The sequence below is a fragment of the Bacillus sp. FSL K6-6540 genome (assembly GCF_038007545.1).
In genome coordinates this window covers 932,489-947,229 of the sequence record NZ_JBBOXH010000001.1, presented here as the reverse complement: position 1 = coordinate 947,229, position 14,741 = coordinate 932,489, and the positions used below count along the sequence as shown (strand labels likewise).

Annotated in this window: 12 protein-coding genes; 5 read left to right on the top strand and 7 right to left on the bottom strand. The window is 53.2% G+C overall.

Annotated features, from left to right (window positions below; genetic code table 11):
* Window positions 1-159: 159 nt before the first annotated feature.
* The 4 genes from MHH82_RS04125 (at window position 160) to MHH82_RS04110 (ending at window position 4,432) form a co-directional block, all read left to right on the top strand.
* Window positions 160-930: an ABC transporter ATP-binding protein gene (locus MHH82_RS04125; protein WP_145040835.1), complete on the top strand. Its 771-nt coding sequence runs from the start codon at window positions 160-162 to the stop codon at window positions 928-930.
* Window positions 905-2,854 (top strand): ABC transporter permease, encoded by a 1,950-nt coding sequence (locus MHH82_RS04120; RefSeq protein ID WP_340963554.1) that lies wholly within the window; start codon window positions 905-907, stop codon window positions 2,852-2,854. Before MHH82_RS04125 ends, MHH82_RS04120 begins: the two co-directional genes overlap by 26 nt.
* A 43-nt stretch (window positions 2,855-2,897) precedes the next feature.
* Window positions 2,898-3,509, top strand: a complete 612-nt coding sequence (locus MHH82_RS04115) for a DedA family protein (RefSeq protein WP_009594880.1) — start codon at window positions 2,898-2,900, stop codon at window positions 3,507-3,509.
* 80 nt (window positions 3,510-3,589) lie between these two features.
* Window positions 3,590-4,432, top strand: coding sequence for an undecaprenyl-diphosphate phosphatase (locus MHH82_RS04110; protein ID WP_012818974.1), 843 nt, complete (start codon window positions 3,590-3,592; stop codon window positions 4,430-4,432).
* A gap of 1,378 nt (window positions 4,433-5,810) precedes the next feature.
* On the opposite strand, the gene MHH82_RS04105 is transcribed toward MHH82_RS04110, so the two are convergent.
* From MHH82_RS04105 to MHH82_RS04090, 4 genes are all read right to left on the bottom strand, one after another.
* Window positions 5,811-6,131, bottom strand: coding sequence for a hypothetical protein (locus MHH82_RS04105; RefSeq protein ID WP_340963548.1), 321 nt, complete (start codon window positions 6,129-6,131; stop codon window positions 5,811-5,813).
* 194 nt (window positions 6,132-6,325) lie between these two features.
* Entirely contained in the window at window positions 6,326-7,261 is a 936-nt protein-coding gene (locus MHH82_RS04100; RefSeq protein WP_145040829.1) for a helix-turn-helix domain-containing protein, read from the bottom strand.
* A gap of 471 nt (window positions 7,262-7,732) precedes the next feature.
* The gene (locus tag MHH82_RS04095; protein WP_340963544.1) at window positions 7,733-8,728 is read right to left on the bottom strand and encodes a Gfo/Idh/MocA family protein; all 996 of its coding nucleotides are present in this window, start codon (window positions 8,726-8,728) and stop codon (window positions 7,733-7,735) included.
* Window positions 8,725-9,723 (bottom strand): Gfo/Idh/MocA family protein, encoded by a 999-nt coding sequence (locus tag MHH82_RS04090; RefSeq protein ID WP_340963541.1) that lies wholly within the window; start codon window positions 9,721-9,723, stop codon window positions 8,725-8,727. The genes MHH82_RS04095 and MHH82_RS04090 overlap by 4 nt, the downstream gene beginning before the upstream one ends.
* A 203-nt stretch (window positions 9,724-9,926) precedes the next feature.
* Here MHH82_RS04090 and MHH82_RS04085 point away from each other — a divergent pair, with 203 nt between their 5' ends.
* Window positions 9,927-11,390 (top strand): carboxylesterase/lipase family protein, encoded by a 1,464-nt coding sequence (locus tag MHH82_RS04085; RefSeq protein WP_340963539.1) that lies wholly within the window; start codon window positions 9,927-9,929, stop codon window positions 11,388-11,390.
* A gap of 213 nt (window positions 11,391-11,603) precedes the next feature.
* On the opposite strand, the gene MHH82_RS04080 is transcribed toward MHH82_RS04085, so the two are convergent.
* The 3 genes from MHH82_RS04080 to MHH82_RS04070 are packed head-to-tail and all read right to left on the bottom strand — an operon-like array spanning window position 11,604 to window position 14,568.
* Window positions 11,604-12,422 carry a carbohydrate ABC transporter permease gene (locus tag MHH82_RS04080; protein ID WP_012818967.1) on the bottom strand — a complete coding sequence of 273 codons (819 nt, stop codon included), beginning with the start codon at window positions 12,420-12,422 and terminating at the stop codon, window positions 11,604-11,606.
* Entirely contained in the window at window positions 12,422-13,288 is an 867-nt protein-coding gene (locus tag MHH82_RS04075) for a carbohydrate ABC transporter permease (RefSeq protein ID WP_340963536.1), read from the bottom strand. The genes MHH82_RS04080 and MHH82_RS04075 overlap by 1 nt, the downstream gene beginning before the upstream one ends.
* Before the next feature lie 59 nt (window positions 13,289-13,347).
* Window positions 13,348-14,568, bottom strand: coding sequence for an ABC transporter substrate-binding protein (locus MHH82_RS04070; RefSeq protein ID WP_340963534.1), 1,221 nt, complete (start codon window positions 14,566-14,568; stop codon window positions 13,348-13,350).
* Between the last annotated feature and the right edge of the window lie 173 nt (window positions 14,569-14,741).

The following is a 14,741-nucleotide window of genomic DNA, read 5'->3' as shown; positions in this document are numbered from 1 at the left end:
GGCAGTACAAGCTCTTTAAGGCCGCTGCGGCTTATTCCCGATCTGCTTACGCCGGCAAAAGAAACCTTACAAGGTTGTAAGGTAACTGTAAGTTACGAATATGGCATGGACGCAAACGAATCTTTTACAATGATAACATCGTTATAGAGGAGTGAAGATATGCCCATCCTGAGCGTCAAGCATCTATCCAAAATCTATGAGGGCAAAGTGGCGTTCCAAGCGCTGAACAATATTCACTTCAACGTCTCCAAAGGCGAATTCGTCGGTATTATGGGACCTTCCGGCAGCGGAAAAACGACGCTCCTCAATCTGATTGCGACCATTGATCAGCCCACGGCCGGGGAAGTGATCATAGCCGGACGCAATCCCCATCTGCTCGGCAGGAGCGATACCGCTCTGTTTCGGCGCAGGGAGCTGGGCTTCGTCTTCCAGCATTTCAATCTGCTGGATACGCTGACCGTTGAGGAAAACATCGTCCTGCCCCTGACGCTGGAGGGCATGCCGCTGGACGAAATGGGCACCCGGCTGAACCGGATCGCAGACCGGCTCGGGATCGGGTCCATTCTGCACAAGCACACCTATGAGATTTCCGGCGGGCAGATGCAGCGCACCGCCATCGCGAGGGCGCTCATTCAGGAGCCCTCCCTGATTTTGGCTGACGAGCCGACGGGAAACCTGGACTCCAGAGCCTCCAAAGAAGTGATGCAGACGCTTTCCGCTTCGAGCAAAGAAGCTTCCGCAACGATTCTCATGGTCACTCACGATCCGGTGGCAGCCAGCTACTGTGACCGCGTCTTGTTCATCAAGGACGGTCAACTATATAATGAAATGTATTGCGGTGACAACCGCCAAGCCTTTTTCCAGAAAATCATCGACATGCTGGCGCTGCTGGGAGGAGGAAGTCATGACCTTTCGACAATTCGCTTTTAGGAATGTCCTGAGGAACAAGCGGACCTACGCGGCCTATTTCTTGAGCAGCGCATTCTCCGTCATGATTTTCTTTGTGTGCGCGCTGTTCCTGTTTCACCCTTCCATCACGGACGAGATGTTCTATCCGGTCGTGATCCAGGCGATGGTTGGCGCTGAGCTGATTATGTACGTATTCTCGTTTTTCTTCGTGCTGTATTCCGTCGGGGCTTTCTTGAAGACCCGCAAGCACGAGTTCGGCATTCTGTTCATGCACGGCATGACGGACCGCCAGTTTAACAAGATGGTGTTTCTTGAAAATATGATCATCGGCGTAAGCGCGATCGCCACGGGCATCCTGTTCGGCATCATTACAGGCAAGCTGTTCCTGATGGCAGGCTCGGCCTTTCTCGGAGTCCCGCCCCTGCCGTTTCGGCTGAGTCTGCGCGCGCTCGGTCTGACGATCGCGAGTTACGCGCTGCTGTTCCTCATCATCTCGCTGTGCACGTCCTGGCTGCTGCGGCCCAAAGCGCTCATCGACTTGTTCCAGTCCGGACAGCGGCCGAAAACCGCGCCCAGAACATCGCCGTGGTTATCCGTATTGGCGGCTGTCCTGCTGCTTGTCAGCTACGGCCTGGCAGCCACGACAAGCGCATCGACCCTCGCGCTGCGCATGTTCCCGGTTACCTTGATGACGATGATCGGCACTTATCTGATTTATTCGCAGTTAGGGGTTGCTCTCGTCCGCAGGCTGAAAGAAAGCCGCCGGTTCACCTGGAGAAGAACCAAACTGATCTCGCTATCCAGCCTGCAGTACCGGTTAAAGGATCATGCCCAGATGTTTTCGATGGTAACGATCGTGCTGGCCGTGTCTTTTTGCTCGGTAGGCGTATTCGCCTCCATTCCGGTGCTCACGAAGCAGTTCAACGAGGACTTCCCGGCCGCCATCGGTTATCTCGCCAAAACGGGAGATACCTCCGAAGAGCAGCATTTGAACGAAATCCGGCAGGAGCTAGAGTCGAGGAAAATACCGTTTGAAACGCTATCGTTTCGCGTTAAATATACGGATGCCGAACCGGCATCCGCGCAGGCCGGTCCATCGGAGATTCCGTTGACGCTGATCGCGTTCTCCGACTATAAGGCGGCTGTCGTGATGGCGGGACTGCCGTTTGACGAGCAGCCGCCGAGCGGCGAGGAGGCCCTTGTCCTCATTGCTTCGCAAAACGACAGAGCTTATACCCGCAACCGGGATTACGCTTCTTACCGGCTTCGGGATTCCGGCATCCGGCTGCGTGAAATCGGTTATTCCGATCATGTCGGCGTGCCGGAATACTTGCTGCCGGAGATGGATGACGATTCCCGTTTCGGCGGTCTTGTCGTCAGCGACGACATCTTTGCCGCCGTCACGGATCCGGTCCGGCAGGAACGGTACACCGGCTTCTACGTGGACGATTTTACGGAGACGGAGGGGATCGTTCCCCATTTGGCTCCGGGCGGTGCCGTGCGCTATGAGATGGACCGGACCTTTGCGCTGGCGGTCAGCGGTACGCTGTTCGCCCTTCGGGACAGCCTGTACAACATGCTGCTCTTCGCGGCATTGCTTGTGGGCACGGTGTTCTTTATCGCGGCTGGAAGTTTCCTGTACTTCCGCCTCTATGCCGATCTGGATTTTGACCGCAGGCATTATGCCACGATATCCCGGCTCGGCATGACGGACAGGGAGTTCAGGCGGATCGTTACCGGACAGCTCGCGCTGCTGTTTTTTGTACCGATCGGACTTGCGATCGTGCACAGCATCTTTGCCTTCATTGCGCTGCAAAGCTATTTCTATTTATCCATTGCGGCTGAAATGGGCATCGTGCTGATCAGCTTCCTGATGATGCAGGTCCTGTACTTTTTTTTCATCCGCAGCCAATATCTGCGCAAGCTGAAGCAGACCCTTATATAAAGGATGGCAAAGGCCTCCTTATCTTTTGAAAGAGGTGTAACTTTTGGAAAACTGGATTACGGACATTATGGAGAAGTTCGGCTATGTCGGCATCCTGCTGATGATTGCCCTGGAAAACGTGTTCCCGCCGATTCCCTCCGAGGTCATTCTGACCTTCGGCGGATTCATGACAACCTACACGAAACTGACGGTGCCCGGCGTCATTATCGCAGCTACCATCGGCTCCGTGGTCGGTGCCGTCATCCTGTACGGGATCGGACGCCTGCTCGATGTCGAACGGCTGGAGAAAATCGTGGACCGTTGGGGGCATATCCTCCGCGTCAAAAAAGAAGACATCCGCAAGGCGGATGCCTGGTTCGATAAATACGGCTACTGGACCGTGCTGTTCTGCCGCATGATTCCGCTGATCCGGAGCCTGATCTCCATCCCGGCGGGGATGTCCAACATGAAGTTCGGCATGTTCCTGCTCTTTACGACCATCGGTACCTTGATCTGGAACGTCATTCTGGTATCCGTCGGGGCTGCCGTCGGCGATTCATGGGAAAATATCGTCGCCTTCATGGACGTCTATTCCAATATCGCTTATGCTGTAATAGCCGTGGCCGTGATCGCATTCCTGTTCTTCTTCTTCCGCAAGCGGAGAAAATCGGCTTAAGCTGGAACCACGCATTTCATGCCATGCATCATTCATATCATTACATTTTACATTTTTAAGTAAGGGAGAGACCGCAGGTCATGGATTTTTTAACCATCCTCAAAGCAATTATTCTGGGAATCGTCGAGGGACTGACCGAGTTCGCTCCTGTATCCTCTACCGGCCATATGATCATCGTGGATGACATGTGGCTGAAATCCGAGGAGTTTCTGACGAAATACGTAGCCAACACGTTCAAGGTCGTGATTCAGCTCGGATCCATTCTCGCCGTCATCGTGGTGTTCAAGGACCGCTTCCTGGATCTCTTGGGACTCAAGCGCAAAAAGCCCGAAGCCGGCGTTCCGGCCGGTACGGGCAGACTGAGACTCAGCCAGGTTATCGTCGGTTTGATTCCGGCCGGCGTTCTGGGCGTCTTGTTCGAGGACCTCATTGACGAGCATTTATTTTCCACCGAAACGGTGCTGATCGGTCTTGTGATCGGAGCCATCTTCATGATCGTTGCCGACAAGGTCAGCTCGAAAAAAGAGCCGAAAGTGGTGACTGTCGATCAAATTACGTACAGGCAGGCATTCAGCGTCGGGCTGATTCAGTGTCTGTCGCTCTGGCCAGGCTTCTCCCGCTCCGGCTCCACCATCTCCGGAGGCGTTATGCTGGGCATGAGCCACCGCGCGGCGGCGGACTTTACGTTCATCATGGCCGTGCCGATCATGTTCGGGGCCAGCTTCCTGTCGCTGCTGAAGAACTGGGAATACTTCACGCTGGAGGCTCTTCCGTTCTTCATCGCCGGATTCGTGGCGGCTTTCGTCTTCGCTTTGATCTCCATCCGCTTCTTCCTGAAGCTGATCAACCGGATCAAGCTGGTGCCGTTTGCGATCTATCGAATCGTGCTCGCTGCCATTATTGCGTTGGTGCTTTATCTGTAAATGAGTTATATCTGAGGATGCTTCGTTAGAAAATCAGGGGCGCTTCGCTCACGTTAGCGCTTGGAGACGTTTCGCTACTCTAACCTTGTACCTCCTCGAGCACTAGAGACGCTCCGCGCACGTATCGTTCCTCCAATCGCTGTTGTCCCCGGATTTCCGAAATGATTTTTCAGAAGAAGAAATCCGGGGACAAAGCATATGCTTCCGAAGCGAGCTTTCCGTTGGAAAGCTTTCAGCCGACCGCTATCGCTTTTCCGGAATCGATTCGTTCGCTCCGCTGCTTCGAGCTTAGCGACATTTCATAATAGCAGCTGTGTTTGGGGTAAAAAAGGCAGGTCAAGATTTCATATCTTGACCTGCCTTTTGTTATCGGCGTTGCTGCACGCTCGTTATTAGTCGTGACACCTGCTGTGGTTTCGACCCGGAGCCGATTGGTTTAGTCTACGGCAGCATGGCCGCACAGGCCGATTGGTTTTGCCACGGTGGCATAGCGGAACAGCCTGTTGACACGGATGCGGGTATCTCAACTGTTTTTGGCGGGGTTGGCGACAAGGGAGTGAAAACCGGATGGTGTTAGGCGAGCGGCCGGACGACAGACATCCAAGCATGCTCCGGACCACGCACTGTCGGCCAGAGGGCAGTGTGCACGATGCAGTTGATCCGGACCAGAGATCCGTTATTTTCAATAATTCGCCTGAATTTCAAAATAAGCGGACACCAGATCCGTTATGTTACGAATTCCGGTTCGATAACCGCCTGTTTTCAGAGAATAACGGATCTCATGTCCGAAACATTTACGAATCCCCTTATTTCTCATCAAATAAGGTCCGCTGTGTCCGCTAGTGATGCGCAGTGTGAGATATTCGGCTATTTTGGTACGTTATGATCAAAGATACGGTTACTTTAAAGTACAAACCATCGATTATTCAGTTACTTTAAGGTTATACTCCATTTTATTTCGCTTATTTGTACCTGATGAGCTAAGATCCAGTTACTTCAATACTCCACGATAACAAGTTCAGTTACTCTATATTCCAGATTATAAATTCAGTTACTCTGATACATAATGAGTCAATTCATCCGGTTATTTGGTTAGTCCATGATTCATCGTACATTTCTTTCGTTAGGTAATTTCAACGACTCAGCTAATTAGATAGCCTATCAACTATTAGCTGTTCTCCTGCAGAAGATCACGATCCTCGCACCGTGACCGAAGGCAGCACGCGCATCATATCGGCTTAAATATGTATTGGCGCCTTAAACCGATGGATCGTAGCAACGATCTTCAAACTGACCGCGTAACCCGGGGTTGTATCGCTTTTGCAGCGCCTATAAGATACCAGCCTAGTGCGCAATATCGGTTGCACTGCCTGTACGATTACAGGGTCGCTACACCTAACCGCTCCTTTGAATAATACCGCACCTGTTTACCATGCCCATTGGCGTATTCGATCTCAGCCCGCGTGCTCTCGCCGATATACCCGTTCACATCGATCACAAAGATTTCGTCGGACATATCGATTTTGCGGAAGTGCAGCTCTTTGAGCCTGCGCTCCTGCTCCTCCGTGATCTCGATTCCGTCGCTCTGCTCAAAAAATCCAACGCTAAGGACGATATGTCCGCTAAGCGTAAGCGAAGCTTCGGCTTCTCGAAATTGCGATTTAAACTTGGTGGAGCCGCATAGTGTAATCACCTGCATGGCACACCCTCCTTTTAGCTATATTCATGCTTTAAATGGTTCTCGATCTGGCCTATATTCAACAGTCAAACATCCCCCCAGGAATATCATGATGCAAAGCCATCGTCCAAGGCAACAAGAAGAAGCCCTCCGGTATGGAGAGACTTCTGCCTAATGATTGTATGGGGAATCCCCTATCCAGCGACGAGCCAAGATCAATCATTTCCGTAGACGGGCGCATCCCCCATGCTCCACTCTTCAAACGATAAATTGGCGGGCTCCTCAAGCAGCTCATAGTGAACGTCAAGGTTCGTCGTCGGTACGCTGAGATCTACCTCTTCAAAGCGGAAGCTGTCCACCCACACTTTGCCTGTCCCCATAAGCAGGACGCCGATCGAGATCGTGGCGCTATCTTCAGGCACGTCCAGCACGATGGCATAGTGATTCCAGTGCGTGCTGCCGACGATGCGCCGATTGTTCATATTATCGAACTGGAGCACGTCTTCAGCACGATTGTCGACGCGCATCCACAGTCCGCAATAGTCCTTCACGTTGTCGGTTTTGACGAATCCGGAGAACCGCATCCGCTTGCCCGCATACTTGCCGGCTTTGAACTGCTGCATCATGGTTGCAAAAGCGCCATCCTCCATCGGCGTGAGTGCTCTTAAGTAACCCGAGGTACTTCCCTGGTGGACGGTGGTCCGATCGACGCCGATCTCATAATCTTGAGGGTGGCTTCCGCTTAGGAACCAGCCTTTTAATGGGGATTGAGCTTGCTGCTGCATGTGATCCTCTCCTTTTGGATAATGTGAATGATGGGCATGAACCGCAAAGATTTTGCGGTAACGCCCCGGCGGCATGCCGTACAATTTTTTGAATGCTCTCGTAAACGACTCCTGGCTCTCGAAGTGACAGTGCAGGGAAATGTCGATAATCGCAGCCTCGGTGTGCAGCAGGAGCTGCGCCGCATAACAGAGCCTTCGTTTTCTAAGGTAATCCGCGATGTTCATGCCGACCTCCCTCCGAAACAATCGGTGGAAATGATACGGCGAAAAACCGGCATAGGATGCAATATCCGCGAGGGTCAGCTGCTCCTCCAAATGCTGCTCCATGTACGCGATGCTCTTTTGGATAATACGCTGGGTACTCAAGGTCAGGCCCTCCTTTGTTATTAAGGATACCAAAAGGGAGCAAAGCGTTTTTGATCTTTTTTGCCAATTTAAGAAAACCGTCGGTCCGCGAATGTTCTCGGGGTCTTGCCGGAAATAGCGGAGATAGCGGAGACCCTCTGCTTGCGATTCAGGGACGCTCATCCTTTGAAGCCCCATTGTTCTCATATAAAAAAGCCCCCTCGATTACGAACATCGAAGGAGCTTAAATTGCAAGGTTCTCTGCCATCACTCCATCCTCAAGATGGAATGACTTCCTATCCTTAAGAGGCCAGGCTGCGTCTAACAAAGGCATAGACCCGCACTTCACAGGCAGCGGCGCTTCCGGCCGGAGGCAGAAGTGTCATCCTAAAGACGATTGCGCTGCTGCTTATTCTTCAAGGACGAATCCCTGCACGCTCACATTACATAAACGGGAATTTCCCGCTCCCCGGCTTTATCGGCAAAACCGCACTATCCCTGCGGCTTCAGCTGAACGGTGCGCTTGGTGCTAGCAGACTCGTACGCTGCAATGGCAACCCGGGCGGAGAGGTAGCCGTCTTCCCCGGTAATTTCGACCGGCTTGCCGTCGCGGATGCTTTCGACAAAGCTGTTGACGAGGCCTTCGTCCATATCATCGCCCCAGAAGCTCCACGACGCTTTACCGGTCACATCGCTGTATACATCGTTCTTCTGGGCAAAAGAATCAATGTTCAGCACGCCTTTGGTGCCGATGATCTCAAGCGTTACGTCCCCCCATGTCGGGAAGGTGCGGTTGCGGGACCAGCTTGGATCCAGCACGGCCACGACGCCGTTCGCGAATTTGACGTGGACCATGCCGGCGTCGTCAATCTCGGTATCGTTGAACAGCGTTTCCGCATGGGCGTACACTTCCTCGGCCTTGCTGCCGGTAAACCAGTGCATCAGGTCCATCACATGGACGGTATGATCCAATACGGCGCCGCCGCCCGATTTCTCCCGTTCAATAAACCAGCCGCCCGGCATGGTTCCCCGGTTGGTTCCCTTCATAGCCAAAATGTCACCGATCTGCCCTGCGTCAATCGCTTCCTTCGCCTGGCGTACGGACGAAATATATCGGCAAGGAAAAGCGGTCATGAGCTGAACGCCGTTATCCTTGCATACCTGAATCATCTCCAGCATCTCGGCTTCCGATAGGCCCAGCGGCTTCTCGCAAAGCACATGCTTGCCCGCCGCAGCGGCGCGTTTGGTAATTTCCGCATGACGCGCGTTCTCCGAACAGATGACTACGGCATCCAGTTCTTGTGCCAGCAATTCATTATAGTCGGCATAATACGAAATCCCCCGATCCACGGAGTAAGGACGAACGCGCTCCGCGTCTTCATCCGCGATTCCGATCACCTCGACGTCATCCCGCTTCAGCATGCCGAAGAGATAGCTTGCCGCATGCATATGGGCAAAGCTGATAAACCCTACTTTCACCTTTTTCATGAAACCGTCCCTCCGATCATCACGGGCTGTCCAGTTTGTGCCGATTGCTCCGCTGCCTGAGCGATTTCAACGGCGTAGCAAGCATCCTTGATGCTGACGAGCGGCTCGCTGCCGTTTCGGATGCACTCGATAAAATGCTGCACCTCGTTATAATAAGGGTCATGGAGGCTCGGACTGGAAGGAACCTGCACAGCAGCTCCCTCCCCGGCCTCGGCGCTAGCCAATTTCAAGTCCAAGGACTGTACCTGATTGCTGTCGAATCGTACGATGCCTTGGTCTCCCGAGATCTCGAACTGCGTCGTAAATGGACCGGGATACCCCCAATATCCGGTTAGACTCGCGATGGCGCTATTTTTAAAATGAAGCGTAAGCTGGGCGTACTCCATCTGCGGCTCGGTCCGCTTCACGGTCGAAGCATATACCGACTCCACTTCCCCGAACAGCCAGCAGGCAAAATCGATGTCATGAATCATCAGATCCATGATGACGCCGCCGCTCTTGCCAGGGTCGTTGTACCATCCATCCATTCCCTGCGGGTAGGAACCGTACCGCTTAAAGTGAGCCATCTTCGGCGTTCCGATATTCCCCGAGCGGGCCTGCCGATAGGCATCGTGATAGTTCGGGAAGAACCGGACGACATGTCCGATAAACAACCGGACTCCGTGCTTCTCGCAGGCCGCCTTCATCTCCTGCGCATCCTCCAGCGTTAATGCTGCCGGCTTTTCGCAAATGACGTGCAGCCCTTTTTCAGCCAGTTTCAGTACAAACGGTTGGTGGAGATAGGTGGGCAGACACACCGCAACCGTTTCCAAATCTTTTTGTTCAAACAGCGACTCTACATCCGTGTATGCCTTCGCCCCGGTCAAAGCTGCAGCGCGCTCCGCTCGTTCGGCGTTTATATCGACCACGCCCGTCACCGTTACTCCCGGCATTTTCGCCAAATTGTGCGCATAGGCCGTCCCCATCGTGCCGCAGCCCAATATCGCTATGTTCATGCTTATCCCTCCAGTATGCCTATAATGACATGGATCATCAGGTGATGCCGTATCCGCCGTCCGCGATACCGCCCACCCTGTTACATTCTTCATGTAACATGACATTCCTGCCTGTATTCCTCAGGATTCGTGCTTTTTTGAACTTATGCCGCTAACTTGGTAAAGTGTATATATAGAGCAGAGAGAAAGGGTGTAGCGAGAACATGTCAGAACTTGTCGTACAAACGAAAGACGGGCGCATTCAAGGCCTTACGGAAAACGGAGTGCGCGTATGGAAGGGAATTCCCTATGCGAAGCCACCGGTTGGCCCGCTGCGGTTCCGTTCTCCTGTGCCCCCCGATTCATGGGACGGGATTAGAGAAACCACCGCTTTCAGTCCCATGTGCCTTCAGCCGCTTGAATCCACATCCAGCATGCTTGGCGGCGGCGTGACCAAGACGGTATCCGAGGATTGCCTATATCTCAATGTGTGGGCACCCCGGAACATGCCGGCGGAGCCGCTGCCCGTCATGGTATGGATTCACGGGGGCGCTTTTGTCACAGGCTCGGGCAGCTTGCCAAGCTATAACGGCGCGCCCTTCGTTCTCCGCGGAGACGTGATCGTGGTTACCCTCAATTACCGGCTGGGTCCCCTCGGCTTTCTCCATCTCTCTCCATACGGCGAAACCTATTCCTCCAATACCGGTTTATTGGACCAGATCGCTGCCCTGGAATGGGTCCGGGACAATATCGCGGCCTTCGGCGGCGATCCGGAGCGGGTTACGGTATTCGGGGAATCAGCGGGCAGCATGAGCATTGCAGCGTTACTGGCGATGCCTGCAGCCAAGGGACTGTTCCACCGGGCGATCATGGAGAGCGGCGCTGCCCAGGTCATGGTTCCGGAACAGGCACGGATGATAACAGCCGGCTTGCTTAAGGAGCTGGACATTACGCCTGACCAAATCCATCAGCTGGATTCCCTGACGGGCGAGTCGATATTCGAAGCCGGGGAACGGCTGAAGAAACGGATCGGACCCGGCGTCAACATGATCTTTCAACCGGTTCTGGAACCGGACACTTTGCCGCATGATCCGCTGCAGGCCGTTCAATCGGGATGGGCCAAGGACGTGCCGATCCTGATCGGGACGAATCTTGATGAAGGAGCTTTGTTCTTCCGGCCGGACATGCCGCTTGTGAAGGAAGACGTTCTAGTCCGCACCGTGGAGATGATGACCGGCATTGAGAATGCCGCCCCCATCACCAAGGAATACCCGTACAGCATCGACGGACATGCCCAGATTATGACCGATCTGTACTTCTGGCGCTCGGCCCTGCAATTCGCTTCCGCGCAGTGCAAACACGCGCCGGTATGGATGTACCGGTTCGATTGGACCTTGCCGGACCATCCGGTGCTCGGCAAAGCGATGCATGCCCTGGAAATCCCGTTTGTATTCAACACGCTGGCGCTGTTTGAGAACATCGGCGTTCAAGTCGATGCGGCCACGCAAGCCCTGTCGGACCGGATCCAGGATGCCTGGATTGCATTTGCGCGCAGCGGCTCGCCGGATACGGAGGCGCTGCCGTGGCCAGCTTATGATCCGGTTTCGCGTTCCACGATGATATTCAACAACGACAGCAGGATCATCGAGGACCCGGATGCGAAGAAGCGGGAAATGCTGCAATTATAATAAGGACACGCCATAAACCAGGGGATCCTTCGCCTATTGGAACCCTGGTGGCAGCAAAAAAGCTGTATTCCAGGCATGGTATCATGCCGGAATACAGCTTTTCGTTATTATGTGCGATACCATGTACATGCTGCTGATCGTGGACTGCGCTGCCCCCGCCTGCTGCATGAAAGGACTCATAGAACTAAGAGTTCTAGGAAATGCCAAGCCGCCTTATTTTACAGCCCCCTGCGTAATGCCGTTGATGATCCACTTTTGCGCGAACAGATAGATAATGATCATCGGCAGCATCGCCATCAGATAGGAGGCAAAGGCCAGATTGAAGTCCGTGTTGAACTGCCCTTGGAATATATACTGCACCAGCGGCAGCGTGTAGGAATTCGTATCGCTGATAATGATGAGCGGCAGCAGGAAGTCATTGTAGGTCGAGAGGCAGATCAGAATGCCTACCGTCGCATTGATCGGTGCCATAATGGGGAATATGATTCTCCAGAATGTTCCCCAAGTCGACGTGCCGTCCACCCGGGCCGCTTCCTCCAGCGCAACCGGGATGGATTTGATATAACCTACGTACACAAATACGTTAAACGCCAAGGCATAGACGGTATGCAGGATGGTGAGCCCGACCAGATTCGTCATATGGAACCCGGCCGTCAGCTTGACCAGCGGCAGCATAATGATCGGGAACGGAATAAACATCGCGCTGATGAAATAGAAGTACAAGCCTTTGAAGAACTTCCGGTTCATATTGCGGGCAATGGCATAAGCGACGAGCGAATTCGTCAGCAGGGTCAGCACCACCGTTGCCGTTGTCACCATGGCGCTGTTGCCCAGCGCATGGAAGAAATTCGTCATTTTTATGGCGTTCGCGAAATTCTCGAAATGCAGGTCTTTCGGCAGGCCGAACACCGATGCCAGCATGTCCTCCGGCGTTTTGAGCGCAATCGTGATCGTCATATACAGCGGAAACAGGATTAATATCGTACCCAATGTGATGAGAATCATCACCGTCCAGTTGGTTTTCGTCCGCATTACATGTCCCCCTCTCTTCTCTGCAGGAACCGAATCTGCACAATCGATATCGTGGCAATCAGGATGAAGTAGATCACGGAGTTAGCCGATTGGTAAGCAAACTCGCCTCCCTCGAAGCCGCCGGTATAAATCAGATGGGAGATGGACTGCGTTGCCCGCCCCGGGCCGCCGTTGGTGAGGGCTACGATCTGATCAAAGACCATCAGGGAATTCTTCATCGCCAGCACCATGTTGATCGTAAAGAACGGCGCGATCAGAGGAAACGTTATTTTCCAGAACTCCTGCCAGCGGTTCGCTCCATCGAGGTTGGAAGCCTCGTAAAGCGTACTGGGAATGGTCTGGAGTCCGGCAAGATACAGAATCGTGTTGTAGGCAATGCCCTGCCATACCGCGACCACCACGATGCCGATCCAAGCATGCTGTTCACTGCCCAGAATATTGGTCGACAGCCACCCGATCCCCAGGTTCTGTCCCCAAATGGTGAACACATTCGAGAACAGATAGTTGAATATGTAACCTACAATCAGCACGCTCAGAATATTCGGAAGAAAATAGATGCCCCGAAAGAAATTCCTCGCCTTGATTCTGGCGTTCAGTCCCATGGCAATCAGCAGACTGAAGATGTTGATGAGGATGGTGACCACGACCGCGAATTTGAATGTGAACCAGTACGCATTGCCCACGTTGCCATCCTTAAACAGATTGACGTAATTCTTGAAACCGATGAAATCGAAGTTTTCTCCGAATCCGTTCCAGTTCGTGAAGGAGTAATACCCCCCCTGCAAAGCCGGCAGCGTCAGAAATACGAAGAACAGCACGACCGCCGGCACGGTCATCAAGTAATAAGGCATAAGCCGCTTGTTCATGTTGGGTCCTCCTCAATGCTTCTTGGATATCGTGTGAAGAAAATACCGCCTTCCGCCCGTTAACGCCTGTCAGCTACCTTGTCCCATTCGGTGTCCAGCTTCTTCAGATACCCGTCGATATCCCGGTTCTGGAGGAAGGATTGGATCACCGAGTTCAGCTGCACCGCCGCGGGAATGTAGTGGTCGGCAAAATCGATGACCTGGCCCCGCTCCAGATAAGGCAGCAGCTCTGCGACGGCGGGATCCTCCTGCTTCACGCCCTCCACGGTGGAGAACAGCGTTTGCTCCGTTATATATTGCTTGCTATTCTCAGGCTCCAGCAAAAATTGAATGAAACGCTGAGCCTCCTCTTTATGCTTCGAATCCTCGGAAATAGCCAGTAAGGTATCCACGCCCGAAATCAGTTTATTCTCCTCCGGACGATCGCCGGTCGGCAGCGGAAAGAAGCCGATCGGCGCATCCGGATTCGCCTTCCGGATTTCCGGTATGGCCCAGGTTCCTTGGATATACATGGCGGATTCTCCCCTCGCGAAATCCCGGTTCCCGTCCGCATAGTTTTTGCCGAAGTTGTCCCCATGGCCATAATCCATCAGCGCGAGCTGTTTCTCCGCAATCTCCCGGTATTTCTCGGCAAACGTTACGGTGCCTTCCCGCCGATCCATGTAAAATTCAATGCCTTCCAGGTTGGAAGCCAATGCGTTAAACGGCAGCACCGTCTGCCAATCGTCTTTATATGTGAAATAAAACGGGATTCTCCCCGCATCCTTGGCCTTCTGCGCCGTAGCCAGCAGCTCGTCCCAGGTCTTAGGAACGCTGAGCCCCAGCTCCTTGAAAATTTCCTTATTGTACATGACGCCGTTAGCGTTAGTGGAATAGGGAATGCCCGTAACCTCGTCCATGCCAGCTACGTCCTTCAGCATCTGGACATAAGTCTCATCCACCCGGCTCAGCAGCGGGTTATCCGTCAAATCCATAAATATGCCGCTTTGGGCCAGCAATGAATACGTATCGGTTGCACCCATGCCAATAATGTCGGGAATGTCATTCTTGACGACTCTTGTCTTGAGCACCGTCTCCGCATCCGGCGGATTTACCTGAACCACCTTGATCTCGGACTGGGATTCGTTAAATTTCTCGATGAGTGCATCAAAGGAGCCTTTCGCTTCAGGCTTGTTCTGAAAAAACTCAATCTGCACGCGTCCTGAGTCCTCTTGAGCGCCGCAAGCGGTCAGCATCCATACGGTCATCAAACACGCCGCAATCCATTTAGCTAGCTTCATGGTCTGCCCCCCGTTTCCTATCCTGATGTTATATAGTCGATGTCCATGTTAATTTACTACCCTATTTGCTTGGTTGGTAAACCTCCCGGACGCCGAGGCGGCGCTCTCTTCCCCTTATTGAACAAAACAAAAAAGCCAGCAGATCAGGTTCTTCAACCTGATCTGCTGGCAGG